Here is a 24,670-nt window from a genome sequence, read left to right on the forward strand (position 1 = left end):
AAAGGCACAGTTCGCCGTCATCTTCGGCGAACGCTTCATCAAGGCCATGGCGGCGTAATGTTCATCCGCCCGCCCGCACACGAAATTCCTGACACTCCCGCTTCAAGCGCGCCGCAGTGGCCGTTGCCCGCAAGCTCGCCGTCATCATGCATACCATGCTGACCACCGGCGAACCGTTCCGGAGCACAGCTGCCGCCATCTGATCCCCAACTCGCCAGCGTCGCAAGGCGCCAACGAGACGTCCTGCCGGGACGTAGGCTGATCCATTCCGCGACGTTCGTTGCACCAGTCGCCTGTCAGCGCTCCAGTGCGCCGAAAACATAGGAAGGGTCACCCGCGAAGCCCCATCATGCGGCGGCTCATGCCGACCGCGAAGACGACCATGCTTCCGGCAGCGACAGCTCACATAAGTCTTGCAACCAGCGCGATTAGACGACCCGTGAGGAAGCCCGGCAGGACGTGTTCGATTACGTCGAGATGTTCTACAACCCTGTGCGCAAGCAGGTCAGGAACGGGTTGCTGTCGCCCGTCGCGTTCGAACGGCAGCAGGTTTCGAAGGTGGAAGGCGTCTAGAAATCTAGGGGCTACTCACACCACCAATGCCATCGAGGCGCTCAATTCCAAGCTGCGCCGGGCCGTGTGTGCCCGCGGACATTTCCCCAGCGACGAAGCCGCGACCAAGCTGCTCTACCTGATCTTGAACCGCTCGGAGAAAGAGTGGAAGATGCCGCCACGTGAGTGGACCATGGCCAAGGCCCAGTTCGTCGTCATCTTCGGCGGACGTTTCATCAAGGCCATGGCGGCGTAATGTTCAGCCGCCCGCACGCACACGAAATTCCTGACAGTCCCGCCACGGCATCGCTCTCAAGGTCGTCAAACGGCCAGAGGCCACGCTTACCTTCGTCCTCCTGCCACGACGCTGGGTCGTCGAACGGTCCTTCGCATGGGCGACCCGCTTCCGACGCCTCGTCAAAGATTACGAGCGATACGCCGGAACACCCGCCGGACTTCACATCGTCGCCTTCGCATGCCTCATGATGAAGCAGGCTGCCACGATCGCCGCAGGTTCATAACAGCTTCTAGTCTTCCGCCGCGATCCGCACGGTCAGTCCATCAAGCGCGGACGTGACCGGAATCTGGCACGACAGGCGCGACGACGGATCGCGGTCACTGGAGCTGTCGAGCAGATCATTCTCGTCCTCGCCAAGGGGTGGCAGGATGTTTTCGAACCCCGGCTCGACATGCACGTGGCACGTCGCGCAGGAGCAGCAGCCCCCGCACAGGGCGAGCATCTCTTCGATACCGGCATTGCGGATCGCCTCCATCAGCGACCCATTCTCGTCCGCTTCGAAAGAGACGGTTTCACCGCTGCGGCGCACGACATTGATGGTGACCATGGGAGCGTGATCCTTCAGAGTTTTCCGGTGAGTTCCGGGACGATCTTGAACAGGTCGCCCACTAGGCCAATGTCCGCGACCTGGAAGATCGGCGCGTCCTCGTCCTTGTTGATCGCGACGATCGTCTTGGAATCCTTCATACCCGCCAGATGCTGGATCGCGCCCGAGATGCCGACCGCGATATAGACTTCGGGCGCCACGATCTTGCCGGTCTGCCCGACCTGATAGTCGTTGGGTGCATAGCCCGCATCGACCGCCGCACGGGACGCACCAACGGCGGCACCCAGCTTGTCGGCCAAGGGCTCGATCAGAGCATGGAAATTGTCGCCGTTCTGCAGCGCCCGGCCGCCCGACACGATGATCTTCGCGCTGGTCAGTTCGGGACGCGCGCTCTGCGCGATCTCGGCGTCGACAAAGGTCGCGACGCCCTGGTCCCCGGTCGCGGCGACCGCCTCGATCGTGGCGCTGCCGCCCTCCGCCGCCGCCTTTTCGAAGGCGGTGCCGCGAACGGTGATCACCTTCCTGGCGTCGGACGTCCGCACCGTCGCGATCGCGTTGCCGGCATAGATGGCTCGGGTGAACACATCCTCGCCCTCGACCGAAAGGATATCGCTGATCTGCATCACGTCCAGCATCGCGGCGACGCGGGGGCAGAGATTCTTGGCGGTCGTCGTCGACGCGGCGACGAAGGCGTCATGCTCCTCCATCAGTCGGACCACCAGCGGCGCGATATTTTCCGCCAGTTGGTACGCATAGGCCGCGTCGTCGGCGACATGGACCTTGCCGACGCCCGCGATCCGCGCGGCGCCCTGCGCCACCGCATCAACGCCCTGCCCCGCGACGAGGAGATGGACCTCGCCCAGCTTCAACGCCGCACCGACAGCGGCGAGCGTGGCGTCCTTGACGGTCTTGCCGTCATGTTCGACCCAGACGAGCGTCTTCACTTGGCAATCCCCATCGCGTGCAGCTTCATGACCAGTTCGTCGACATCGGCGACCTTGACGCCCGCCATACGCCCGGCCGGCTCCACCACCTTCAGTGTCGTGAGGCGCGGCGTGACGTCGACGCCGTAATCGGCGGCCGTGTTCTGCGCGAGCGGCTTCGACTTGGCCTTCATGATGTTGGGCAGCGACGCGTAGCGCGGCTCGTTCAGGCGAAGGTCGGTCGTCACGATCGCGGGCAAGGGGAAGCGATCCGTCTCCAGGCCGCCATCGACCTCGCGCGTCACGGTGACGCCGTCCGCCGCCAGTTCGACCTTCGACGCAAACGTGCCTTGGCCCCAGCCGAGCAATCCCGCGAGCATCTGGCCGGTCTGGTTGTTGTCGTCGTCGATCGCCTGCTTGCCGAGGATGACGAGCGAAGGCTGCTCCTCCTCAACGATTTTCGCCAGGATCTTGGCGACGCCGAGCGGCTCGACCTTCTGGTCGCTGGTGACGAGGATGGCCCGATCGGCGCCCATGGCCAGCGCGGTACGGAGCGTCTCCTGCGCCTTCGGTTCGCCGATCGAGACCACCACGATCTCGGTCACGCCCTTGTCCCGGAGCCGGATCGCCTCTTCCACCGCGATCTCATCGAACGGGTTCATGCTCATCTTGACGTTGCCGAGATCGACCCCCGTCCCGTCCGCCTTCACACGCGGCTTCACATTATAGTCAAGCACGCGCTTGACCGGCACCAGCACCTTCATCAGCGGTCCTTCCTCAACCGATCGCCGATGATCGTCATCGGTTTTCCGCCCCCGTCATCGCCGTACCGGGCCGGGCTGACAATCTGCGTTCTGGGCCACGCAATCATTCATCCCGTTTGTGAAATGGCACGCGGCGCTGCGGCATCTTCCCGGATCGGAATATCGCATATGCGATAGAAGAGCGTCATTTGGTCATTCTCGCGCTGTTATTGACGTGGATCCCAAAGAACCACCGCGCAATCCGATGACGACTCGCACAAATTGGCTATGCTCCGCATCGGCAAGATGACATGATGACGTTCGCAACGACGAAATCGCAAAAGGTTCTTTTCGAGAAAATCTGACGACTGGGCCGCCACCCGTTGACTAAGACCGGAAGAATGCATCATCATCTCCCGACCGAGCATAGACTTGGCATGAGAGGATGCAGCGTGGCTCAGAAAACGGAACTCGCTAAACCGATTCACCCTGTTCACCAGATCAAGCGGAACATCCGCTTGGGGCAAGACGATGGGGAACGCCGATGGCTTTGGGTCCAGGCCATTCTCGCCGCCTGTCGCTGATCCGAAGCACCGCGGGACGCGATGGCAGGACGACAGTCCTGCCCGTGACGGGCCAAAGCGCCGCCCTCGTCGACCGTCCGGTCGTGCCGACGATTACCGCCCGGTGATCATGGCCCGGTGTCGGGCTCGACCTTGAGGCCACGGATCAATGTCTCCATCAATCCGCTCGCGACATGGCGGAAGTCGCGGATGGGACCGCTGATATAATAGCGGGTGATCGCCTGCATCACAGCTGCGGTGGCGAGGCTCGCCTGGCGTGCATCCAGGGTGGCATGGAGTTCGCCCGCCTCGCGCGCCTGCTCGAACAGCCGGTCGAGCAGGCGGCGGACGCGGCGCGTTTCACGATCGATCGTCGCGCGCTGTTCGTCGCTCAGATGCTCACGCTGCTCGTAATAGGCATGGCGATAATCCGCGCGGACCTCCAGATCGACGATATTCTCTTCGATAAAGCGGCGGATGCGCATGTCCATCGTGGCCGGAGACAGGAGCATCGCGTCCAGTCGCGCGACGGAGTCGCGAATGCCCGTCAGACAGACTTCGAGAAGCGCCTCCTCCTTGGACCGGAAATAATGGTAGAGGCTTGCGGGATTGACGCCTGCCCGCTCGGCGAGCGCCCGCATGCTGGTGCCATGATAGCCCTCGCGCGCGAACATGGCAGCGGCGATATCGAGCATCTCTCGCCGACGGGTGGTGGAGGGCGGGCGACCACGCGGCCTGGGCGGCACCTCAACGTCTGATCCGGCCATCCCACTCCTCCCCGACCGCTGTCATGATCGCGCGGTCGCACAGGCGGCTGAGCCGATCAAGCGACCGCGCGCGGCGTGCCCCGCCCGGCCGCCGCCGATGCCGTCGCCACCACCTCCCGCTCCATCAGCGTGGCGAGGCGACCGAAGCTCTCCTCGGCCTCCGCGACGACACGTTCGATCACCTCGGCGATCGACGGGACGTCGTGGACCAGCCCCACCGACATGCCCGCGCCGCACTGGCCATGGTCGAGGTCGCCGGTATCGCGGGCGATCGTTCCCATCTTCAGCATCCGCGCCATGCGCATCATCGCGAAGGTTTCCTTCGGGCCCTTGCGAAGCACGTTGGAGAACATCTTCAGATAGGGCTGGTCCAGTTCGCGCGCGATCGCAAAGGACTGGAGGAAGACCGAGAGCGGGTTCAGCGTCTGCTTGCCCTTATAGATGCGCTCCGGCCCCGGCGTGTTGAGCACCCGGCACATATGGCCGTCGAACTTGTTCGAGAACAATGTGCGATCGACGTCCGATTCGACGGCGCGCTGCTTGAAATTGTCGTGGACGACGCCCTCGTTGGTCAGCAACATACGCGTGCCCATCGACACGCCCTCGGCGCCGAGCGCCAGCGCACCGATCAGGCCCGAGCCGTTGGCGACCCCACCCGCCGCGATGATCGGAATGTCGAGCAATTCGGCCAGGCGCGGCACCAGCACGAAGGTCGGAATGTCGCCCGCATGGCCCGCCGCCTCATGCCCGGCGGCGATCACCGCGTCGGCACCGTGTTTCTGCGCGCTCAGCGCCAGTTTGACGCTATTGACCGACGCCATGACCTTGCCGCCATAGGCATGGGCGCGCTTCACGATCCAATCGCCCCGTCCCATCGAATAGTTGATGACCGGGACCTGCTCGTCCAGCGCGATCTTGACGTTCTCCAGCGCGTTCGGAAGGGCCAGCGGCGCATTGATTCCGAACGGCCGGTCGGTCGCCGCGCGGATGCGACGAATATCCTCGCGCACTCGTTCGGGCGGGTTGGAGCCCGCGCCGTACACGCCCAGGCCGCCAGCGTTGCACACCGCGATCACCATCTCGGGATAGGCGATCCGCCCCATTCCCGCATTCAGGATGGGATGCCGGATATCGAACATTTCGGTAATGGCAGTCTTCATGATCCACCTCTCTCGGACGGATGAGTTCAGCTGTAGGCGGGCTCGTCCCACCATGGATAGAAATCGGGCATGTCGCTCGACACCTTGCATTCGAAGTCGGGAAGGCGTCGCTCGACGAAGGACTTCACGCCTTCCTTCGCATCGGGCGTGCGACCACGGGTCGAAATGCCGCGACTCTCGATCCGGTGCGCCTCCATCGGATCGGCCATGCCCAGCCCCCGCCACAGCATCTGGCGCATCAATGCGATCGATACGGGGGCGGTGTTCTCGGCAATTTCGCGACCGATGGCATAGGCGGTCGGCAGCAATTCCTCGGGCGGCACCACCTGGCTCAGCAATCCGGCGGCCTTCATCTCCTCAGCGGGCACGATACGCCCGCTGAAGCTCCACTCCAGCGCCTTGTTGATGCCCACCGCGCGCGGCAGGAACCAGGACGAGCAACATTCGTGGACGATGCCGCGCCGGGCATAGACGAAGCCCAGCCGCGCCTTGTCGCTGCCGATACGGATGTCCATCGGCAGCGTCATCGACGCACCGACCCCTGCACCCGCGCCGTTGATCGCGGCGATCACGGGCTTCAGGCTGCGAAAGATGCGCAGCGCTAGGATTCCGCCGCCGTCGCGGGACAGCGGATTGGCATAGTCGATGCTGCCGTCCGCCCGGATCGGGCTGTTGGCGGGATCGCGGTTCTTGTCGAAGACGGCGGCGCCCTTGGAAAAATCGGCGCCGCCGCAAAATGCCTTGCCCGCCCCGGTGACGACGACCGCACGCACATCGTCATCGGCATCGGTCAGATCGAACACGTCGATCAGTTCCTGCCGCATGCCCCCGCCCATGGCGTTCATCACCTCGGGCCGGTTCAGCGTGATCGTCGCGATCTGGTCCTTCACCTCATACAGGATCGTCTCGAAACCCATGCGCATCCGCTCCTCGTGCGATGCCGCCGACAGGTTCGACGGCATCGTTCGTCAGCCTTCATAGCACATTTATCAAACGATCGTTAGATAAAATATCTGCGGTGGGATCGGTGTCAGATCACACCCTGTCGCCGCGCCGCTGTCGAGGCGGCGGTGAACTCGTCATAGACGGTCAGCGGCTCGTGCTCGATCGTCGGATCGCACACCGCATCCCACTGCCGCGCAAGCTCCTCGATCGTTGGCGGCGCGTCAGCGACTGGCGCTACCCAGCCGTCGGCAGCCACGATCCGCACCTTGGCGTAACGGCCGCTGTTCTGCGAGAAGATGCCATGCGTCTCCCGGCACGCCTCGCTCACCAGATAGAGGGCAAGCGGGGTATTATATTCGGGCGACGTGCGCCCGCGGGCAGCGGCGCGATCGGATCGCGCGATCGAGTCGGCAAAGGCAGGAATTTCCTTGAATCCGTCCGTCATCTCGGCGGCGAGACGCGAGGCGGCGGTAGGCAGCAGCAGGTTGGAGGTGATGCCATAGGCGGAACCTTCGATCGCGACGACATGGCTGAGCCCCATCAGGCCGCCCTTGCCCGCCGCATAATTGGCCTGCCAGGCATGGCCAAACATCGCCGAAGCCGAACCCGTGAACAGGAAGCGGCCATATCCGTTGCGGCGCATCGCCTTATAGGCCGGCTGCGCGACATGGAATGCGCCCTTCAGATGCACGCCGAGCACCGCGTCGATCTGCTCGTCGCTCAAATCCTCGAACCGCCCGTTGCGCAGGAAGCCCGCATTGGCGATGCAGATATCGACCTTGCCGAACGCATCGATCGCGGTCTGGACGATCGCAGCGCCGCCCTCGCGCGTCGCGACGCTGTCATAGCTCGCCACCGCCTCGCCGCCCGCATCGCGGATCTCACGCACCACGTCGTCCGCCGCCGCGGAGGATGCACCGATGCCCGCCCCCGTGACGCCGAGATCATTCACCAACACCTTGGCGCCGCGCCGGGCGAGTTCCAGCGCGTAGTCGCGTCCGAGCCCGTTGCCCGCCCCCGTGACGATGGCCACTCGCCCGTCGAATCCGATATGATCGTTCATCATGCCTCTCCTGCTTGCGCGTCGCGCGCCGCCCGCGCGGCGACGACCGTATCCATTTCCTCCAGCCCGCTCCTGGGAACGTCGAACCGTCCAAGGTCGTCGATCTCGGCGAGGTGGGCGAGGATGTCCTCGCTGGTCGGCGCGTCGCTGCCGGGCTGATGCCAGCCCTGCGTCAGCCCGACGAAGATGCGGGCGAACTTGCCGCCCAGAACCGAATACATGTTCTGCGAGGTCGTGCAGGCGTCGCTGGCGAGATAGACCGCCATGGCCGCGACCGATTCCGGCGTCATCGCATCGGCATAATGGCGGCTGCGCGCGCCCGCGGCCTTCAGGAAATCGCCATCGGGCCGTTCGGCGAGCGGGGTGCCGCCCAACCGCCCGCCACGGGCATTGGGGAAGAGGCAGTTGACCGCTACGCCCGGCGGCGCCTCCTGCGCGATGACGTTCATCAGCCCGATCATCGCCGTCTTCGCCGCCCCGTAATTGGCGCGGATCGGATTGCCGAACACGCCCGATTGCGACCCGATCAGCAGCAATCGGCCATAGCCCTGTCGCACCATCGCCCGATAAGCGGGCTGGCAGACGAAGAACGCGCCCTTCAGATGCACCGCCAGCACCGCCTCGATATCGTCGGCGGTGAATTCCCCGAACCGCGCATTGCGCTGGTTGCCTGCATTGCTGATGACCGCATCGACCCGACCGAAGCGGGATAGTGCGGCGTCGATGATCGCCTCGCCCCCCGCCTCGGTCGCGACGGTGTCGTAATTGGCGATGGCCCGGCCGCCTGCCGCCTCGATCTCGCGCACGACCGCATCGGCATAGTCGACGCCACAGCCCTGCCCGGTCGTGTCACCGCCCAGGTCGTTGACGACGACGGCCGCACCGCGCCGCGCCAGTTCCTTCGAAAAGGCCGCACCCAATGCGCCGCCGCCGCCGGTGACGACGACGACCCGGTCGCGATAATCGATCGCGGCGGCTGTTCCCGCGCCGCTCACAACATGCCTCGCTCTTGCGGCGTGGACACCGCCGGGTCGAGCCCCATCTCGCGCAGCACCTCGATGACCGGCGCCTGGGCCGAGGCGACGGCGGGAAAGCCCAGATAGGGCGCGCACTGGATCAGCGCCTCCTCGAGCTCACCCGCGGTCAGCCCGTTGCGGATGCCGATCCGCACATGATTCTTCAGTTCGGCGTAGTTGCGCGTCGCGATCAGGATGGCGATCACGATCAGGCTGCGCTGCTTCATCTCCAGCCCCGGCCGCGACCATACCCCGCCAAAGGCGAAATCGAGCGCCAGCGCCGACGTGCCCGACAAAAAGCCACCCGCATCCGCATTGGCGGCCATGCGCCGCGCGACGTCCTCGCCCATCATCCGGGAGAACGTCGCCAGACCCTCGGCGCGATAATCGGTCATCTCACTATCCTCTCTTGGCATCCGCCCGTCGGCGCAGCGCCCCTTGTGCCGGAGCGCGGGGCGGGGCCGCAACGGCGGCGCGAAGCGATCAGGATTGTGATCCGACGCGGCCACCGGCCCGGAGGCCGCGCCACTTCGCCCACATATGTGATCGACACGGCCTAACCGACCTCTCCCCCTCGTAAGCCATTCGCAATCAGGGAAAGATGATCGCAACGCTTTGATGGAGAGCCAGCCGTGCCGAGCGAAGAAACCACCCCGATCCGCGCCTGGTGGACGCTGGCGACCCTGGTCATCCTGTACATCGTCTCGATGCTGGATCGCCAGATCATCGCGCTGCTGATCAATCAGATCAAAACGACGCTGCAGATCAGCGATCTTCAGGTCAGCCTGGTCTATGGACTGGCCTTCGCCGTGTTCTTCTGCCTGGCGGGATTGCCGATCGGCTATGCGATAGACCGCTATGCGCGCCGCCCGATCATCTTCGCGGGCGTGGTCGTCTGGTCGCTGGCGACGGCCGGATGCGGGCTGGCTACGCAATATTGGCACCTGGCAATATCGCGCTTCGTGGTCGGCGCGGGCGAAGCCGTTCTGTCACCGGCCGCCTATTCGCTGCTCGCCGACACGATGCCCAAGCGACGCCTGAGCCTGGCGCTCGGCATCTTCGGTATCGGCGGTGCGCTCGGCACGGGCATCGCGCTGGCGACCGGCAGCTATATCCTGTCGCGCTTGCCGGCCGGAGGGATGTCGACCCCATTCGGCACGTTCGAGCCTTGGCAGCTGACCTTCATCCTCGTCGCCATCCCGGCCCTGCTGCTCGCGCCGCTGGTGTTCAGCTTTCCGGAACCCGAGCGGCGCGGCGTGATCGAGGTGGCCAAACCCGGCATCCGCGACACCCTGGCCTTTATCTGCGCCCGCAAGGCCTTCTTCCTCCGCTTCTTCGTGGGCAATGGCGTGATGGTGATGTGCGCCTATGGCTTCGCCGCCTGGGTGCCGACCTTCCTGGTCCGCCGCTTCGCCGTGACGATGCCGGTGGCGAGCTCCTGGGTCGCCGGCTGTGCGCTGGTCGCGGTTCCGGTCGGTCTGCTGATCCTCGGCCAGATCGCCGACCGGCTGTTCGCGCATGGCCACCGCGACGCGCATATGAAGCTCTTCAGCGTGGTCGGACTGATCTATGCCGTGGCAGGCCCGGTCATGGCCTCCGCCGCGACGCCGATGGTGGCGCTGGCGGCGATCTTCGTGATCTTCCTGTTCAGCGGCATCGCGGCGATCGCCGCCGCCGTGCCCCTGACCACCCCGAACCAGTTTCGCGGTCAGGTGTCGTCGGTCTATCTGCTGGTCACCAATCTGCTCGGCGCCGGCCTGGGCCCGACGATGGTGGCGTTGTTCACCGACAAATACTTCCATAACGATGCCATGGTCGGCTGGAGCATCGCGGTGGTGCTGTGCATCTTCGGTCCCGTGTCGTCCATCCTGCTGCTCACCGCGCGGCGGCCGATGCTGCGGGCGATCGATGCGGCGGCCGAATGGAGCGAGCCGCTGCCGGTGCCGACGCGCTAACCGGCGAGGCGTTCGGCAAGCGCGGCGCGGGCGTCACTCCCCCAACCGGCTCGCGCGAAATAGTCGTCGAGCGAGCCGAACTCGGTATCGATCGCCGCGAACGCCGTTTCGAGATAGGCGGCGTCGACGCCCGTCACGTCCGCCAGGCACTGCGCGTCGATCGGCGCACCCAGTCGCCGCTCCAGCAAGGCGCGTGTCCAGGCGACGACGGCAGGGTTCTCCCGATCACCGCTTTCCAGATAATCGGCGAGGATCGCCGCGCGCGACACGCCGATCGCGGCCAGCACCAGCGCGACGGCGATGCCGGTGCGGTCCTTACCGGCGGCACAGTGGACTAGCACCGCCCCGTCACCTTCGCCCAGCGCGTCGAACAGCCGTCCCAGATGCGGCAGCATGGCGAAGGGAAGCGCGCGATAGGTCGCCATCATCATGCGCCGCCCGCCTTCTCCTTGCGGGTCCTCGACCAGCGCCTGCCAATGGGCGCCGGCATTGCGGGCATCCGCGATCAGGTCCCATTCGTCGATCCGCACGCCCTGCGCACGCCACCAGCCATTGGGCGCGGCCTCCCGCTCGCCTTGCCCGCGCAGGTCGAAGACATGGCGGATGCCCAGCGCGGCGATCGCCGCACTCGCGATTTTGGAAGGTGTGCAGAGTGCCTCCGAGCGATAGAAGTGACCGGCGCGCAGCACCCGCCCGTCCGCCATCACCAGACCGGCAACGGCCCGCAGGTTCGGATAGTCGGGACAGATCGGCGGATCACAGGTCATCGAACGCGCCATGATCGATCGCCGCCAGCGCGAAGCGCGGCGCCACCGCGCAATTATTCGCCTCCGCCTGGAAGGCGGCCGGGTTCACCAGCCAGACGCACAGGCCATAGGGGATATGCACGCGAAACGCCTCCATTGCGGCCCGGTGCGAGGGCGGATCGACGACGCCGTGCAGGGCGAGCCGTTCCAGATAATGGCCGATCAGATCCTCGACCCAGCGGCGACGGTCGAGCATGTCGAGCGCCGAGATCAGGAAATAGGTGAGGTCGTGCGCCCAATGGCCACGCGACCATGTCTGCCAATCGAGCACGCCGGGTCGACCCTCAGCGGTGAAGTACAGATTGCCGAGATGGAAGTCGCCATGGACCAGGCACCAGGGCCGCTCCTGACCGAAGAGGGTGGCGCGTTCCATCGCCGCACGCATCAAGGCCGGATCGTGGAACCGTTGCGGCAAGGCCAGACCGCGCGGCATCGCGGCATAATCACGATAGGTCTCGGGCCGTAACTGACCCTGGAGATACGCACCGCGCGCGCCGGTCGGCAGGGCCTGCCACCGGTTGACGGTTTCGAACGCGCCGCCCGTTTCGAACGCGGCGTCGTTCCAGAAGCGTGCATGGAGCCGCGCCATCACGTCGAGGAACGCCTCCGCCTCCGATCGGGACAGCGGATGCGTGACCCGGCAATAGCGGGTCGCCGAAAGGTCCAGATCCTCCAGCATCACCAGATATTGCCGCGCCGCCGGATCTTCCGCCGTCGCCAGGCAGCGGGGCACGATGATGTCGAGCTGCCCCGCAATCTCGCGGAAGAAGCGCGCCTCATGCGCGTAGATGTAGCTCATCCGCAGGCGATGTTCGGAAAAGCCGCCCTTCACCATGATCCGCGCCGGCCCGTCGCGCCCGCCCCAGTCGAGCCCCATCCGCATCTTGGTCGCGGTGCCGACGATCGGGTCTAGGCATGTCGCGCCGGTCAATCCCGGCATGCCGACGCCCTCGAAGACCTGACGCAACCAGGCGACATCGAGCCCATCGCAATGTGTCGGCACCGGCTGCGGCCCGATCGGCTGGAGCCCCTCTCCATCGAGGACGAAGATCGATGTTGACGGTTGCGGCATGGCTCATCCTTCGCTGATCGGTCGGTCCGTGATGCCCCAGGTGATGCCGCCGCCCCATCCCGGTACACGCGATCCGGCCATTCATCACGCATGTGGCAAGACGCGCGCACGCCTTGGCCGCGACCGGCGATCATGCGAGGCCGGGGGCCTGTCCCACAAAGGTCAGGGTGCATGTCCCAGACGCCAACCTCTTCGTTTCCCGACCGTCCGGCCATCACCCTGTCCGGCGATTCCGCTCCGGCGCTGCCGCTGCCGCTGACCGTCGAGGGCATCACCGCCGCATGGCTGACGCGCGCGATCGGGACGACGGTGCCGGGACTCGTCGTCCGCGACGCGCGGGAGCTGGAGGTGATGCCGGGCACCTCGACCAAAATCCGGGTCGCGATCGACTATGCCGATCCCGTCCACGACCGGACGCTGCCCCGCCGCGTGATCGTCAAGGGCGGGTTCGAGGATCACAGCCCGACACTGGCGGCGATGTTCCTGAACGAGATCCGCTTCTACCGCGATATCCAGCCGATCGCCGCGCTGCGCACCCCGATGGCGCTGTTCGCCGCCAGCGACCCCGCGAGCCATCAGGCCATCGTCGTGATGGAGGACCTGTCCGCGCGCGGCGTCACCTTCTGCACCCCGCTCCAGCCGCAGAGCTTCGCCATGTGCGCGCGGCGGCTTGGCGACCTGGCGCGGTTCCACACGCAAAGCTGGAACGCCCCGGACTTCGCGCCCGGCGGACGATGGGACTGGGTCCGCAGCCGCTTCACGACCGACAGCGCCGCCTATGCCGCGCGGTATCTCGCGCCCGATGTCTGGGGCCATTACATGACGCTGCCACGCGCCGCGGCGGTTTCGTCGCGGCTGCACGACCGCGCATGGATGGCGCACGCGCTGCACCGGCTGGGCGAGATCGACGCGCAGGGTGACCGCTGCATCCTTCACGGCGACACCCATCTGGGCAACCTCTATGTCGAGGCGGACGGCACGCCCGGCTATCTCGATATGCAGGTAACGCGCGCCAACTGGGCGCTGGAGGTCGCCTATCATATCGCGACCTCGATCGACCTGGCGGACCGGCGGCGCTGGGAGGGGGCGCTGCTGGAGGGGTATCTGCTCGCCTTGCGGTCGGCGGGGGTCGCGCCCCCCGATTTCGACACGGCGTGGCGCGCCTATGTCCGGGCGCTGGCCTATGCCTATTTCATCTTCGTCATCAATGAGGTGCGGTTCCAGACCGAGGCGGTCAACAGCGCCAACACCGCGCGCGTCGGCGCGGCGATGATCGACCTGGGCACGATGGAGGCACTGTCATGATCCCCCGCCGAAGGAGCCGGCCATGACCGATACCATGCGCGCCATCGTGTTCGATCGCTATGGCGATCCGTCCGTCCTGCGCGAAGCGCGGGTGCCGGTGCCGGTTCGGAGGGCGGGCCAAGTGCTGATCCGGGTCCGGGCGACCGGCGTCAATCCGGCGGACGGCAAGTGGCGATCCGGCATGTTCGAACGTTCCCGACCGCTGCGCTTTCCGCACATCGGTGGATATGACGTCGCGGGCGAGGTGGTGGCGGCGGACGCGGGCGATTTGGCCCCCGGCACCCGGATCGTCGCGCTGCTCGATGTGGTCGCGCAGGGCGGCTATGCCGAATATGCGGTGGTCGATCGTGGATCGGTCGCGGTGATCCCCGATCGGCTCTCGTTCGAGGACGCGGCCACATTGCCGACGCCCGGCCTGACCGGCGTGCAGATGATCGAGGAGCAGCTCGACGTCCAGCCGGGCCAGACGATCCTGCTGACCGGCGCGACGGGTGCGGTCGGCCGCTTCGCCCTTCATGCCGCGCTCGGTCGTGGCGCGCGGGTCGTCGCGGCGGTCCGCGCGAAGCATGTGGCGATGGCCGAGGCGCTGGGCGCGACGCGGGCGATCGCGCTGGGTGAGGGCGTGTCGGCAGAAGGCGCGTGGACCGGCGCGCCGTTCGATCATGTCGCGGATACTGTCGGCGGCGCGGTGGTCGCCGACCTGTGCCGCCGGGTCCGCGCCGACGGTCGCATCCGCACCGTCTCGACCACCCCTATCCCCAGCGACGGCCTGCCGGTCGCTCCGGTCTTCTTCGGGGTCCATGCCGATGCCGCGCGGCTGGCCGAACTGGCGCGCGCCGCCGCAGAGGGTGACGTGGTGGTGGAGATCGCCGCCCGCCTGCCGCTGGCGGAAACCGCCGAGGCGCAGGCCCGGGTCGATGCCGGGACCGGCGGGGGCAGGATCGTCCTGATCCCCTGAGTGCGGAGAGCCATCAAGCATATGATTTGCCGCCCCCGCCCCGCGCAGCACCGCGCACCCATGCTATTCTGCCCGACGATCCCGTGTTTCCGGAGCCGATGATGAACGACCGCTATGCCAAATATGAACGCCTGACCTTCGACCGGCCGCATCACAAGGTCCTGCGCATCCGCCTGGACAATGGCAAGATGAACACCGCCGACCATCGCATGCACTGGGAACTGGCGGAGATCTGGAACGACGTCGACGCAGATCCGGAGATCAATGCGGCGATCATCACCGGCAACGACCGATTCTTTTCGGCCGGGGGCGATTTCGCGATGGTCGAGGACCTGATGAACGACGCCGAGGCGCGCGCGCGCGGATGGAAGGAGGCGCGGGCGATCGTCTACAACCTGATCAACTGCAACAAGCCGGTGATCAGCGCGATGCGCGGCGTGGCGGTGGGCGCGGGGCTGGTCACCGGCATCCTCGCCGACATCTCGATCGCGACGAAGGAGTGTCGCATCATCGACGGCCACACCCGGCTGGGCGTCGCGGCGGGCGACCATGCCGCGATCATCTGGCCGCTGCTCTGCGGCATGGCGCGGGCCAAATACTGGCTGCTGCTGTGCGATACGTTGCACGGCGAGCAGGCCGCCGAGATCGGCCTGATCTCTCTTGCCGTCGAGGATGCCGAACTGGACGACAAGGCGGTGGAACTCGCGACCCGCCTGGCGACCGGCGCGCAGTCGGCCATCCGCTGGACCAAACATTCGCTCAACAACTGGCTGCGCCAGATGGGACCGACCTTCGACGCCAGCCTCGCGCTCGAATTCCTGGGTTTCGCCGGTGCGGAGCCGCAGGAAGGCGTGCGGTCCCACAAAGAAAAGCGCAGCCCCGCCTGGCCCGAAACCAGCGCCGTTTGACATTCCCCAGACAGGAGCAGAGCCCATGGCCACCGCCGCCGAGAAACATCCCGTTCCCGCCCATGTTCCCCCCGAACTGGTCGTCGATTTCGACGCCTATCGCCCGATCAAGGGCGGCGAACACTATCACGAGCCCTTCCTCGCGCTTCAGCAGAAGGCGCCCGACATCTTCTGGTCGCCGTATAACGGAGGCCATTGGATCCTGACGCGCCGCGACCATCTGGCCGAGGCGTTCGCGGATTACGGGCGCTTCACCTCCAGCAAGGGCGCGAGCCTGAATCCCACGCGTCCGCCCAACGCCCCGAAGCTCGCCCCGATCGAACTGGACCCGCCGACGCAGCAGGTGTTCCGCAAGCTGTTCGCGTCCGCCTTCATCGTCTCGGCGATCAAGGCGCGCGGCGAGGAGGCGCGCGCGCTCGCCATCGAACTGATCGACGGGCTGAAGTCGCAGGGTCATTGCGAGTTCATCAAGGATTTCGCCCAGCATCTGCCGATCAAGATCTTCATGCGCATGGTGGACCTGCCGGAAGAGGACCGCACCACCCTGCTCCCCCTCGCCAATGCGCAGGTCGTCGCCGACGCGCCCAAGGAAGAGACGATCAAGCTGCTGTTCGAATATACCGGTCGGCATGTCATGCAGCGCGCCGCCAATCCCGGCGACGACCTGATCAGCAAGATCGCGACCGCCGAGATCGATGGCCGCCCGATCACGGTCCAGGAGGCGGTCGGGGTATCGACGCTGCTGCTGATCGGGGGGCTGGACACGGTGGCGTCGATGATGGGCCATATCATGCAGTTCCTGGCCCAGTCTCCCGAGCACCGGTGCCAACTCGTCGAACAGCCCGCGCTGATCCCGACGGCGGTGGAGGAATTCCTGCGCCGCTTCGCGCTGACCAACCCGGCGCGCGGCGTCGTCGAGGACATGGAGTTTCACGGCGTGACCATGCGCGCCGGCGACCGCGTCCTGCTGTCAACCCCCTTCGGGGCCGTCGATCCGCGCGACTATGCCGATCCGCTGGCCATCGACTTCACCCGCAAGTCCGGCACCAAGACGACCTTCGGCGCGGGGCCGCATGTCTGCCCCGGCTCGATGCTCGCGCGTCTGGAGTTGAAGATCCTGCTGGAGGAATGGCTGACCCGCATCCCGGACTTCACGCTCGATCCGTCGGACCCGCCGCGTCTGAAGACCGGCGTGAACGGCAGCTTCGAGCATCTGCCGCTGCTCTGGTGACCATCGCCGCGTAAAGCGCACCGCGAAAAGAAAGGGGGGGCGGATCCGGCCGATGGATCCGCCCCCTTTCTTGTTCTGCCGCTCGGCTCGGCGGGGGATGTCAGCCCTCCGTCCGAGCCTTCACCATGCGCAGCGGCGTGTAGGTCAGCACATGGCTGCCGTCCTGCTTGAAGACGCGGTTGAGCGTGCGCACCAGGCCGCGATTGGGCCGGCTCTGGCTGCGGCGGCTTTCGATCACCTCGCATTCGACATGGATCGTGTCCCCGACAAAGGTCGGACCCTCGATCTTGAAGTCCATGCCCAGAAAGGCGAAGCCCGTATGCTGCATCGTCGACTGCACCAGCAATCCCTCGATGAAAGTGAACACCATCGCGCCGGGTATCACCTGTCGCTTGATGTCGCTTTCCGCCTTCAGGAACTCCAGGTTCGTGAACAGCACCTCGGTCATGCCGGTGCAGGTCGTGAAGGCGACCAGATCGGCCTCGAACAGGGTGCGCCCGATGGTGCGGAACTTCCGCCCGACGGGAAGGTCCTCCAGGAAACAGCCCAGACCGATGACCGGATAATCGTTCGTCACGTCGTTCATGCCCGCGCCTCCTGCTCGCGACCCAGCATCGTGCGCGCGATCAGGTTGCGCTGGATCTGGTTCGTCCCCTCGATGATCTGCAAGACCTTGGCATCGCGGAAATAGCGGCCGATCGGATATTCGGCGGAAATGCCCGCCGCCCCGAACAGCTGCACCGCGTCGCTTGCGACCTTCATCGCGGTATCGCTGGAGAAGGTCTTGGCGATCGCGGCGGCCTTGGCCATCGCCTGGCCGGTAATGCCGGCATCGACCATCGTCGCGGCGCGATAGGTCAACTGGCGCGCCGCCTCGGTCTGGATCTCCATGTCCGCGACCATCCAGCGAATGCCCTGGAAATCCGACACCGTCCGCCCGAAGGCCCTTCGGTTGCTGATGAAGTCAGTCGCATGGTCGATTGCGCCCTGCGCCAGCCCCACGCCTCGCGCGGCGACGATCGGGCGCGAGCCGTTCAGCGCTTCCATCACGCTGCGAAAGCCATCCCCCTCGGGTCCGATGCGCTGCTCCTCCCCGACGACCACATTGTCGAGGAACAATGCGTTGGACGGCACGCCGCGCGCGCCGCTCTTGTCCTCCTTGCGCCCGATCTCGAAACCCGGCGTATCGGTGGGCACGATGAAAAAGTTGATGCCCGACTTGTCCGGCCCGTCGACCCGGGCGGCCACCAGCACGAAATCGGATTTGGCGGCGTTGGTGCACCAGATCTTCGCGCCGGAGATGCGGTAGCCGGCGCCGTCGCGAACTGCCCGTGTCTTCATACCCGACACGTCCGAACCCGATTGCGCCTCCGTCAGCGAAAAGGCGCCGCGCGTGCGCCCCGCCGCTAGGTCGGGCAGATAGCGGTCCTGCTGTTCCCGCGTGCCGCCGCCAATGATAGCACCGATCGGCAGCCATTGCATGAACAGGATATAGGCGGTGTTGTAGCAGACCCGCCCCAGTTCCTCGACGGCGACGCATCCCGACAAGAGATCGTTCGCCCCGCCATAGCTTTCGGGAAAGGGAAGCAGGAACAGGCCGAGTTCGTTCAAAAGGTCGAACATGTCCTGCGGGTATTCCGCCGACGCATCGATCGCGGCGGCGCGCGGCGCGACCTTTTCCAAAGCGACGCGGCGGACCAGATCGCGCACCGCGACCTGCTGTTCGCCCAACGCGAACGTGGCATTCGTCTGTATCATGATTTTCCGCCCGTCAGGACATGGTGAGACCACCGGAAATACTGATCGTCTGGCCGGTCATAAAGGCGGCGTCATCCGATAACAGGAATGCGATCATTCCCGCATAATCGTCCGGCTGACCAAGACGCCGCAGGGGAATGGCCTTGGCCAGTCCTTCCGCCAGGCGATCGCCGCCGGGCATATCCTTGGTGAAATCGGTGAACAGCGGGGTCTCGGTGGGCCCTGGGCACAGGACGTTGAGGATCACGCCGTTCCGCGCCAGCTCGCGCGCCAGGGTCTTGGTGAAGGCGATGATCCCGCCCTTGCAGGCCGCATAGACCGACTCGCCCGACGACCCGACCCGTCCGGCGTCCGACGACACGTTGACGACACGCCCGAAGCCGCGCTCCGCCATCCCGCGCACCACAACATGGTGCATGACCAGCGAGCCGTAGAGGTTGATGCGGATGACCTTGTCCCACACCGCCGGATCGCTGTCCATGAACAGCCGGGCGGAATCCCAGCCCGCGACATTGGCCAGTCCCCGGGTCGGGCCGAAGCGCGACTCGAACGCGGCGAGCGCGGTGGTCACCTGCTCGCGATCGCTGATGTCGACATGGTAGGCCGCCGACCGATCGCTGCCGATCTGCTCGACTGTGGCCCGGGCCCCGGCCTCGTCCAGATCGAAGATGCCGACCATCGCCCCTTCCACCCCCAGGCGAATCGCCGCCTCTCGGCCGATTCCGCTCGCTCCACCGGTCAGGATGATTGCTTTGTCTCTCAAACCACGCATGCTGTCCCCTCCTGGTAAACCTATTGAAATCCGGCATTGACACCATGCCTGCGCGATGTTCATATACATGAACGCTGGTCTGTAAACAGAATTGTGGTCACACAATCGGTGCCCGGACAGGCGGTAGGAGACGGAGGAACGACATGGACGTTGCCACCCCAAAGCCCGCGGCCCGAAAGTATCGGATGCCGGAAGTCGTGAAATCGGCTGTGCGGGTCCTGGAAATTCTCGAATATTTCGATCGTCGACGCGGACGGGCGACCGTCGGCGACGTCGCGCACGACCTGGATTATCCGCAGTCGAGCACATCGGCGCTGATGCGCAGCCTGGTGGCGGTCGGCTATCTCAGCTACGACGCTTATGAGCGCGCGTTCTTGCCGACGCACCGCCTGCCGCTGCTCGGCTGCTGGTTGGGCGAGCCGTTCTTCCAGGAAGGGCCGATGCTGGGGGTCGCGCGCGAGATCGCGGACCGCACCGGCTTCGCGGTCGGCATCGCGCGCCGCAACGTCAACAAGCTGCAATGGATGCACGCATCGACCACCGTCGACCTCTCCGTCGATGATGTGTTCGCCAGCGCCACCTCGCTTCTCCACTCGGCCGTCGGCCTCAGCCTGATGGCGGCGCTCGACGATCGTCAGGTCCGGGCGCTCGTCCACCGGCTCAATGCCGATGTCATCGATCTGGCCGATGTCGTATCACCGACCGACCTGATGACGCGGATCGGCGATATTCGTCGCGACCGCCATGTCTTCACGAACGGAGGCGAGATCGCGATGCTGGCGATGACGCCCCCGCCGAGCGATGCGATGGAAACCGTGTCGTTCGCGATCGTCGATCGATCCGGTTTGCTCGCCGAGCATCTGACCGATACGCTCAACGTCGCCCGCGAGTGTATCGCGCGGCTCAGCGGCGCCTATCCGCCCCCCGGCACGCTCGCCCTGCGACATCAGGCGACTCGTTGCCATATCGAGCCCCATACCCAGCCTGAACTCCGCGCCGCCCAGGGATAGGAAGCGCGATTTCCCCGCCGAGACCGGGAAACTCAACGCCCGCCGAACAACGGCGGGCGTTTTTCCATCCAGGCGGTGCGTGCTTCCAGATGATCGTCGGTCATCGCGCAACGGCTCTGGTTCGCCGCCTCCCAATCCAGTGTCTCGGCCAGGCCGCCATGTTCGGCGAAGTTCAGGTTGCGCTTCATCATCGTCCAGGCGACCAGCGGCCCGGCGGCGAGCGATGCCGCGAAGGCCGTCGCCTCCGCCATCAGCGCCCTATCCTCCACCAGCCGCGTCACCAGCCCCAGCCGGTCGGCATCCTCGGCGCTCAATCGCGGATTGAGGATCAGCAGTTCGCGCGCCCTTGCCGGGCCTACCAGTCGGGACAGCGACCAACTGACGCCGAAATCGCCTGAAAAGCCGACCGCGGCAAAGGCCGTCCCGAATTTTGCAGACTGTGCGACGATCCGAAAATCCGACATCAGCGCGAGGCTCAACCCCGCCCCCATCGCGGCGCCGTTGACGGCGGCGACGATCAGCTTGGGGCATCGGTGCATTGCCAGCGCGACACCCTGTTTATGGCGCAAATCCTCGATGCGCTTCTCCAGCGTCCGCTCCGCCCGGCCCGCCAGGTCCTTGACGTCGCCGCCCGCGCAAAAGGCACGGCCCGCCCCGGTTAGGACGATCGCGCCCACATCGGGATCGCGTCCCAGCGACTGAAACGCCTGGATCAGGTCGTCGATAAGGCCATCGGTCAGCGCGTTCATCGCATCGGGGCGGTTCATCGTCAGCGTGACGACTCCGCCCTCGCGCGCTTCGATCAAATCGGACATGCTGGCCTCACTGCCGTACTCGGGTTCTCCCGTCAGGACTGCCCAGCAAAGCGGCGGCCCGCAAGAAGCGTCTACCGTCATCGCATATATGCTGAAATCCGTTCCATGTTCGCGATGGTGCGGGCGCGTCGCTTGCACAACCCGGGACAGACCGTAGGATCAGGATTTAACCTATCGGAGAAACCGAGTGACTCTGGCCGAGCCTCAAGTGCAGGACACCCGTCGGCCGGTGCAGGATCCGCCCCGCAGCGTCGGACGGGTGCTGAGCGTGCTGGAAGCCGTGGCCGACCGCCGCGACGGGCTGTCGCTGTCGGAACTGGCCCTGCTGGTCGATACTCCCAAAAGCAGCCTGCTCAACATGCTGAAGGGCCTGGTCGCGTCCCAGCACCTGACCGTGCTCAACCAGCGCTACCGCCTGGGCGGCGCGTCCTACCGGATGGCGCATATGATCTTGGCGGCGCGCCCGAGCATGTCGCCCGTCTTGCATGAAGCGCTGGAGGAACTGCTCGAACGCACTGGCGAGACGGCGGTGCTGACGCGGCTGGACCCCGCCACCATGACCGTCACCTATGTGGAGGGGATCGATAGCCGCCAAACGGTGCGGTACACCGTATCGCTGGGCTCCAGCCGGCCGCTCTATTCGACGGCGGCCGGACAGGCCATCCTGGCCCATGAGGATGAGGCGGTGCGGGAACATTATCTGACGCATACCCCCTTCCGCCACCTGACGCCCTATACCATCACCAATCCCGACCGGCTGCGCGCCAAGCTCCAGACCATTCGCGACGACGGATTCGCGATCAGTATTCAGGAAGGTATCGTCGGCGCGGTCGGCATCGCGGCGGCGCTGTGCGATACGGGCGACCAGCGCCGCGGAAGCCTGGCACTGTTGGTGGCAGGACCGATCGGTCGTCTCGACAAACGAATCGACGAGGTATCGCAGATCGTCGTGGAGGTGGCGGAAAAGACGTCTACGATGATGCGCTTCGCCCGATAAGCCCCGATCTGGCGACGTCATCGCGCGCCGCCGCATACCTCCAGATTGGTGCCCGTGATCATCGCCGATCGATCGGAACAGAGGAAGACGATCGCATCGGCAATTTCGCGCGGCTGCACTGCACGGGCGATGAGCTGGCCGCCAGCGGCGATCGCCGCCTGCTGGTCGAGCGTGAACATCCGCTCCACGATCGTGGTCGCGGTCAAGCCGGGCGATAAGCTGTTGACGCGGATGCCTTCCTCCGCGTGGGCATGGGCGGCGTAGCGGGTCAGATGCAGGACGCCGGCCTTTGCCGCGGAATAGGACGGGGCCGCCGCCGGGGAATAGCGGACCCCGGCCATCGACGCGGTGTTGACGATCGATCCGCCCCCCTTCGCGACCATCGCCGGGATCTGATACTTCATGCCCAGCCATGTCGCCGTGAGCGACAAACGGACGGTGCGGTCCCAGCCTTCCAGCGTCTCGTCGCATATACCGACGCCGGTATCGCCCCCTCCGACATTGTTGACGGCGCAGTCCAGCCGGCCGAACCGGTCCAGCGTCGCCGCGACCAGCGCGGCCTGATCGGCTTCGAGCGTGGCATCGATCCGGATCGCCTCCGCGTCGCCGCCGCGTGCGCGTGCATCGGCCAGGATCGGGTCGAGGCCCGCGATATCGAGATCGGCGAGCATCACGCGGGCGCCATCGGCGATCAGCGCCATGGCGGTGGCCCGGCCGATGCCCGAAGCGGCGCCGGTGACGATCGCGACCCGGCCCATCATGTTCGTGGTCATTGTGCGCTCTCCACCCGCATCGCGGTCAAGGCACCGATCTGCTCGTCCGGCACCTCGCGCCAGAACCGGCTCCAGCTCGGAAAGGCAGCCGGGAGCCGGGGGACGCTGCGCTCATGCCCCGGCCACCCCGTGAACGGAGCCGTCGGCCGTTCGAGCAGATCCGCCGCGTACCAGTGCCGTTCGCGCCGCCGCGTGAACATCCATGCGCCGTCGCGCCGCTCGTAATCGTCGAAATAGCAGATCGCCATTACGTACCAGCCGCCACGATCCTCGTGCTCCGCGCGGCAATAGACGCGACCGGTGGCATGATCCGGGTCGACGAAATCGACCGCGTGCCCGCAAATCTGGTGGACCGAGCGATAGAAGGTCCGCACCCCCGGTTCTATGAACGCGCGCAACGCCTCGCGTCCGCTGCCCAGGGTGCCGCAGTCGACATCGGGAATGAACAGCGCCAGCCACGCATCGATATCGCGCCCGTCGATCGCCAGCGCATAGCGGATCGGCAATTGCTGGATCGCGAGCTGCGACTCGATACGGTCCAGCCGCGCCGCGATGTCGGGGTCGCTCATGTCAGCCGCTCCAGATTGGCAGGGTCGAAGGGCAGGAAGTCGCGCGCGCCCATGGCGCGGCGCAGCCAGCCCGGATCGTTCAGCAGAGACCGACCGACCGCGATCAGGTCGAACTCACCGCGCTCGAACCGCTCGACCACCCGCCCCAGATTATCGTCGGAGGGCTGGCTGCCATCGATATGCAAGGCGGGCTTGCCGCTCTTGCCCAGCCCCACGCCGCCGACCGTCATCGAACGGACGCCGGTCAGCTTCTTCACCCAGCCGGCCAGGTTCAACAGCGATCCGTCGAACAGCGGCGTGTCGAAGAACCGCTGACTGCAATCGAACAGGTCGACCCCCGCATCCGCCAGCGGGCCGAGCAGGTCGGCGAGTTCGTCGGGCGTCTCGGCCAGCTTCGCGCGGTAATCCTGCATCTTGAACTGGGAGATACGCAGCGCGATCGGGATCGTCTCGCCGACCGCGGCGCGGATCGCCCGGACCACCTCCGCGCCGAACCGTGCCCGGCCGGAACGGCTTCCGCCCCAGCGGTCGGTACGGCGATTGGTATAGTCCCACAGAAAGCTGTCGATCAGATAGCCGTGCGCGCCGTGAATGGCGATGCCGTCGAAGCCGATCGCCACCGCGCGACGGGCCGATCGCGCATAGGCATCGATCGCATCGGCGATCTGCTCCTCCGTCATCGGCATGGTCTCCGGCAGCGACTGGACGCGCTTGTCCGGGCGCACCGAAATGACGCCGTCGGGCGGCCCCCATATCCCGGATGGCCGAAGGGCGACGCCCGCCGGTGTCCCGGTGCCCGCATATTCGACGTTCCACATCGCGCCCTGATGCCAGAGCTGCGGCCAGATCGGACAGGAGGCGCCGTGCACGGCATCGACCACCGCGCGCCACCCGGCATGCGCCTCCGCGTCATGGAGATGGGGGATGCCCGGATTGTCCGTGGCGACGGGATGATCGACGGCCACGCCTTCCGTGATGACGAGGCCGACGCCGCCCTCGGCGCGGCGGCGATAATAGTCGGCGACGTCGGCGGTCGGCACGCCGCCTGCGCAAAAATAGCGCGACATGGGCGACATGACGATCCGGTTCGCGACCGTCGTCCCGCGAAGCTGTAATGGCGTCTGCAAGGATTCGAGCATGCCCATGGCCTAGGGTTTACGACGT

25 protein-coding genes and 3 pseudogenes are annotated in these 24,670 nt (G+C 66.0%); 10 read left to right on the forward strand and 18 right to left on the reverse strand.

The features are described 5' to 3' along the window. Nucleotides 1-435 precede the first annotated feature (435 nt). The 3 pseudogenes from SM191_RS06540 to SM191_RS06550 form a co-directional block, all read left to right on the forward strand. A pseudogene (locus SM191_RS06540) lies at nt 436-573 on the forward strand (IS3 family transposase); the annotation flags it as partial. A 16-nt stretch (nt 574-589) separates the two neighbouring features. Beyond that, a pseudogene (locus SM191_RS06545) lies at nt 590-808 on the forward strand (transposase); the annotation flags it as partial. Between the two features lie 46 nt (nt 809-854). Beyond that, a pseudogene (locus tag SM191_RS06550) lies at nt 855-1,073 on the forward strand (transposase); the annotation flags it as partial. A gap of 6 nt (nt 1,074-1,079) precedes the next feature. Here SM191_RS06550 and SM191_RS06555 read toward each other — a convergent pair. The 9 genes from SM191_RS06555 to SM191_RS06595 all read right to left on the reverse strand — a co-directional run bounded on the left by SM191_RS06555 (nt 1,080) and on the right by SM191_RS06595 (nt 8,972). Continuing rightward, the gene (locus tag SM191_RS06555) at nt 1,080-1,397 is read right to left on the reverse strand and encodes a 2Fe-2S iron-sulfur cluster-binding protein (RefSeq protein WP_341505474.1); all 318 of its coding nucleotides are present in this window, start codon (nt 1,395-1,397) and stop codon (nt 1,080-1,082) included. A 14-nt stretch (nt 1,398-1,411) separates the two neighbouring features. Continuing rightward, the gene (locus SM191_RS06560) at nt 1,412-2,341 is read right to left on the reverse strand and encodes an electron transfer flavoprotein subunit alpha/FixB family protein (RefSeq protein ID WP_341505475.1); all 930 of its coding nucleotides are present in this window, start codon (nt 2,339-2,341) and stop codon (nt 1,412-1,414) included. Continuing rightward, entirely contained in the window at nt 2,338-3,084 is a 747-nt protein-coding gene (locus SM191_RS06565) for an electron transfer flavoprotein subunit beta/FixA family protein (protein ID WP_341505476.1), read from the reverse strand. The genes SM191_RS06560 and SM191_RS06565 overlap by 4 nt, the downstream gene beginning before the upstream one ends. A gap of 670 nt (nt 3,085-3,754) precedes the next feature. After that, nucleotides 3,755-4,393 (reverse strand): TetR/AcrR family transcriptional regulator, encoded by a 639-nt coding sequence (locus tag SM191_RS06570; protein ID WP_341505477.1) that lies wholly within the window; start codon nt 4,391-4,393, stop codon nt 3,755-3,757. Nucleotides 4,394-4,449: 56 nt separating this feature from the next. Then, nucleotides 4,450-5,553: an NAD(P)H-dependent flavin oxidoreductase gene (locus tag SM191_RS06575; RefSeq protein WP_341505478.1), complete on the reverse strand. Its 1,104-nt coding sequence runs from the start codon at nt 5,551-5,553 to the stop codon at nt 4,450-4,452. A 26-nt stretch (nt 5,554-5,579) separates the two neighbouring features. Further along, nucleotides 5,580-6,470, reverse strand: coding sequence for a crotonase/enoyl-CoA hydratase family protein (locus SM191_RS06580; RefSeq protein ID WP_341505586.1), 891 nt, complete (start codon nt 6,468-6,470; stop codon nt 5,580-5,582). A 113-nt stretch (nt 6,471-6,583) separates the two neighbouring features. Continuing rightward, nucleotides 6,584-7,561 carry an SDR family NAD(P)-dependent oxidoreductase gene (locus SM191_RS06585; RefSeq protein WP_341505479.1) on the reverse strand — a complete coding sequence of 326 codons (978 nt, stop codon included), beginning with the start codon at nt 7,559-7,561 and terminating at the stop codon, nt 6,584-6,586. Continuing rightward, complete coding sequence (locus SM191_RS06590) at nt 7,561-8,556, reverse strand: SDR family NAD(P)-dependent oxidoreductase (protein ID WP_341505480.1); 996 nt, start codon at nt 8,554-8,556, stop codon at nt 7,561-7,563. The genes SM191_RS06585 and SM191_RS06590 overlap by 1 nt, the downstream gene beginning before the upstream one ends. Next, on the reverse strand, nt 8,553-8,972 hold the full coding sequence (locus SM191_RS06595; protein WP_341505481.1) for a carboxymuconolactone decarboxylase family protein: 420 nt from the start codon (nt 8,970-8,972) through the stop codon (nt 8,553-8,555). The genes SM191_RS06590 and SM191_RS06595 overlap by 4 nt, the downstream gene beginning before the upstream one ends. Nucleotides 8,973-9,209: 237 nt before the next feature. Here SM191_RS06595 and SM191_RS06600 point away from each other — a divergent pair, with 237 nt between their 5' ends. After that, a complete protein-coding gene (locus SM191_RS06600; protein ID WP_341505482.1) occupies nt 9,210-10,532 on the forward strand; it encodes an MFS transporter in 1,323 nt (440 codons plus the stop codon). Here SM191_RS06600 and SM191_RS06605 read toward each other — a convergent pair. Continuing rightward, nucleotides 10,529-11,299 carry a tyrosine-protein phosphatase gene (locus SM191_RS06605; RefSeq protein WP_341505483.1) on the reverse strand — a complete coding sequence of 257 codons (771 nt, stop codon included), beginning with the start codon at nt 11,297-11,299 and terminating at the stop codon, nt 10,529-10,531. The genes SM191_RS06600 and SM191_RS06605 overlap by 4 nt on opposite strands. Beyond that, the gene (locus SM191_RS06610) at nt 11,289-12,410 is read right to left on the reverse strand and encodes a phosphotransferase family protein (RefSeq protein WP_341505484.1); all 1,122 of its coding nucleotides are present in this window, start codon (nt 12,408-12,410) and stop codon (nt 11,289-11,291) included. The genes SM191_RS06605 and SM191_RS06610 overlap by 11 nt, the downstream gene beginning before the upstream one ends. A gap of 171 nt (nt 12,411-12,581) precedes the next feature. On the opposite strand from SM191_RS06610, the gene SM191_RS06615 reads away from it, so the two are divergent. Genes SM191_RS06615 through SM191_RS06630 form a run of 4 tightly spaced genes read left to right on the forward strand, consistent with a single transcriptional unit; the run spans nt 12,582 to nt 16,812 of the window. Continuing rightward, on the forward strand, nt 12,582-13,715 hold the full coding sequence (locus tag SM191_RS06615; RefSeq protein WP_341505485.1) for a hypothetical protein: 1,134 nt from the start codon (nt 12,582-12,584) through the stop codon (nt 13,713-13,715). Nucleotides 13,716-13,737: 22 nt separating this feature from the next. Next, a complete protein-coding gene (locus SM191_RS06620) occupies nt 13,738-14,673 on the forward strand; it encodes an NADP-dependent oxidoreductase (RefSeq protein WP_341505486.1) in 936 nt (311 codons plus the stop codon). Between the two features lie 26 nt (nt 14,674-14,699). Continuing rightward, nucleotides 14,700-15,581: an enoyl-CoA hydratase/isomerase family protein gene (locus SM191_RS06625; protein ID WP_341505487.1), complete on the forward strand. Its 882-nt coding sequence runs from the start codon at nt 14,700-14,702 to the stop codon at nt 15,579-15,581. 25 nt (nt 15,582-15,606) lie between these two features. Continuing rightward, nucleotides 15,607-16,812, forward strand: coding sequence for a cytochrome P450 (locus SM191_RS06630; RefSeq protein WP_341505488.1), 1,206 nt, complete (start codon nt 15,607-15,609; stop codon nt 16,810-16,812). A gap of 100 nt (nt 16,813-16,912) precedes the next feature. Here SM191_RS06630 and SM191_RS06635 read toward each other — a convergent pair whose 3' ends face one another. Genes SM191_RS06635 through SM191_RS06645 form a run of 3 tightly spaced genes read right to left on the reverse strand, consistent with a single transcriptional unit; the run spans nt 16,913 to nt 19,333 of the window. Further along, nucleotides 16,913-17,398, reverse strand: a complete 486-nt coding sequence (locus SM191_RS06635) for a MaoC family dehydratase (protein WP_341505489.1) — start codon at nt 17,396-17,398, stop codon at nt 16,913-16,915. Continuing rightward, on the reverse strand, nt 17,395-18,570 hold the full coding sequence (locus tag SM191_RS06640) for an acyl-CoA dehydrogenase family protein (RefSeq protein ID WP_341505490.1): 1,176 nt from the start codon (nt 18,568-18,570) through the stop codon (nt 17,395-17,397). Before SM191_RS06640 ends, SM191_RS06635 begins: the two co-directional genes overlap by 4 nt. Before the next feature lie 13 nt (nt 18,571-18,583). Further along, the gene (locus SM191_RS06645) at nt 18,584-19,333 is read right to left on the reverse strand and encodes an SDR family oxidoreductase (RefSeq protein WP_341505491.1); all 750 of its coding nucleotides are present in this window, start codon (nt 19,331-19,333) and stop codon (nt 18,584-18,586) included. A gap of 206 nt (nt 19,334-19,539) precedes the next feature. On the opposite strand from SM191_RS06645, the gene SM191_RS06650 reads away from it, so the two are divergent. Further along, a complete protein-coding gene (locus tag SM191_RS06650; RefSeq protein ID WP_341505492.1) occupies nt 19,540-20,352 on the forward strand; it encodes a helix-turn-helix domain-containing protein in 813 nt (270 codons plus the stop codon). A gap of 32 nt (nt 20,353-20,384) precedes the next feature. Here SM191_RS06650 and SM191_RS06655 read toward each other — a convergent pair whose 3' ends face one another. After that, the gene (locus SM191_RS06655) at nt 20,385-21,167 is read right to left on the reverse strand and encodes an enoyl-CoA hydratase-related protein (protein ID WP_341505493.1); all 783 of its coding nucleotides are present in this window, start codon (nt 21,165-21,167) and stop codon (nt 20,385-20,387) included. A gap of 187 nt (nt 21,168-21,354) precedes the next feature. Here SM191_RS06655 and SM191_RS06660 point away from each other — a divergent pair, with 187 nt between their 5' ends. Continuing rightward, nucleotides 21,355-22,164 carry an IclR family transcriptional regulator gene (locus tag SM191_RS06660; RefSeq protein WP_341505494.1) on the forward strand — a complete coding sequence of 270 codons (810 nt, stop codon included), beginning with the start codon at nt 21,355-21,357 and terminating at the stop codon, nt 22,162-22,164. A gap of 17 nt (nt 22,165-22,181) precedes the next feature. Here the strand turns inward: SM191_RS06660 and SM191_RS06665 are convergent, their stop codons facing one another. The 3 genes from SM191_RS06665 to SM191_RS06675 are packed head-to-tail and all read right to left on the reverse strand — an operon-like array spanning nt 22,182 to nt 24,645. After that, nucleotides 22,182-22,937, reverse strand: coding sequence for an SDR family NAD(P)-dependent oxidoreductase (locus SM191_RS06665; protein ID WP_341505495.1), 756 nt, complete (start codon nt 22,935-22,937; stop codon nt 22,182-22,184). Continuing rightward, a complete protein-coding gene (locus SM191_RS06670) occupies nt 22,934-23,506 on the reverse strand; it encodes a nuclear transport factor 2 family protein (RefSeq protein ID WP_341505496.1) in 573 nt (190 codons plus the stop codon). Before SM191_RS06670 ends, SM191_RS06665 begins: the two co-directional genes overlap by 4 nt. Further along, nucleotides 23,503-24,645, reverse strand: coding sequence for an NADH:flavin oxidoreductase (locus SM191_RS06675; protein WP_341505497.1), 1,143 nt, complete (start codon nt 24,643-24,645; stop codon nt 23,503-23,505). The genes SM191_RS06670 and SM191_RS06675 overlap by 4 nt, the downstream gene beginning before the upstream one ends. Nucleotides 24,646-24,670 lie beyond the last annotated feature (25 nt).

It is taken from the genome of Sphingomonas sp. 2378 (genome assembly GCF_038084995.1).
Lineage (GTDB): Bacteria > Pseudomonadota > Alphaproteobacteria > Sphingomonadales > Sphingomonadaceae > Sphingomonas.

Excerpts from the sequence above, each read along its gene's own strand:
- SM191_RS06555 (WP_341505474.1), bottom strand. The coding sequence starts at position 1,397 with ATGGTCACCATCAATGTCGTGCGCCGCAGCGGTGAAACCGTCTCTTTC.
- SM191_RS06565 (WP_341505476.1), bottom strand. The coding sequence starts at position 3,084 with ATGAAGGTGCTGGTGCCGGTCAAGCGCGTGCTTGACTATAATGTGAAG.
- SM191_RS06570 (WP_341505477.1), bottom strand. The coding sequence starts at position 4,393 with ATGGCCGGATCAGACGTTGAGGTGCCGCCCAGGCCGCGTGGTCGCCCG.
- SM191_RS06575 (WP_341505478.1), bottom strand. The coding sequence starts at position 5,553 with ATGAAGACTGCCATTACCGAAATGTTCGATATCCGGCATCCCATCCTG.
- SM191_RS06580 (WP_341505586.1), bottom strand. The coding sequence starts at position 6,470 with ATGGGTTTCGAGACGATCCTGTATGAGGTGAAGGACCAGATCGCGACG.
- SM191_RS06585 (WP_341505479.1), bottom strand. The coding sequence starts at position 7,561 with ATGAACGATCATATCGGATTCGACGGGCGAGTGGCCATCGTCACGGGG.
- SM191_RS06595 (WP_341505481.1), bottom strand. The coding sequence starts at position 8,972 with ATGACCGATTATCGCGCCGAGGGTCTGGCGACGTTCTCCCGGATGATG.
- SM191_RS06605 (WP_341505483.1), bottom strand. The coding sequence starts at position 11,299 with ATGACCTGTGATCCGCCGATCTGTCCCGACTATCCGAACCTGCGGGCC.
- SM191_RS06610 (WP_341505484.1), bottom strand. The coding sequence starts at position 12,410 with ATGCCGCAACCGTCAACATCGATCTTCGTCCTCGATGGAGAGGGGCTC.
- SM191_RS06615 (WP_341505485.1), top strand. The coding sequence starts at position 12,582 with ATGTCCCAGACGCCAACCTCTTCGTTTCCCGACCGTCCGGCCATCACC.
- SM191_RS06620 (WP_341505486.1), top strand. The coding sequence starts at position 13,738 with ATGACCGATACCATGCGCGCCATCGTGTTCGATCGCTATGGCGATCCG.
- SM191_RS06630 (WP_341505488.1), top strand. The coding sequence starts at position 15,607 with ATGGCCACCGCCGCCGAGAAACATCCCGTTCCCGCCCATGTTCCCCCC.
- SM191_RS06635 (WP_341505489.1), bottom strand. The coding sequence starts at position 17,398 with ATGAACGACGTGACGAACGATTATCCGGTCATCGGTCTGGGCTGTTTC.
- SM191_RS06640 (WP_341505490.1), bottom strand. The coding sequence starts at position 18,570 with ATGATACAGACGAATGCCACGTTCGCGTTGGGCGAACAGCAGGTCGCG.
- SM191_RS06655 (WP_341505493.1), bottom strand. The coding sequence starts at position 21,167 with ATGTCCGATTTGATCGAAGCGCGCGAGGGCGGAGTCGTCACGCTGACG.
- SM191_RS06665 (WP_341505495.1), bottom strand. The coding sequence starts at position 22,937 with ATGACCACGAACATGATGGGCCGGGTCGCGATCGTCACCGGCGCCGCT.
- SM191_RS06670 (WP_341505496.1), bottom strand. The coding sequence starts at position 23,506 with ATGAGCGACCCCGACATCGCGGCGCGGCTGGACCGTATCGAGTCGCAG.
- SM191_RS06675 (WP_341505497.1), bottom strand. The coding sequence starts at position 24,645 with ATGCTCGAATCCTTGCAGACGCCATTACAGCTTCGCGGGACGACGGTC.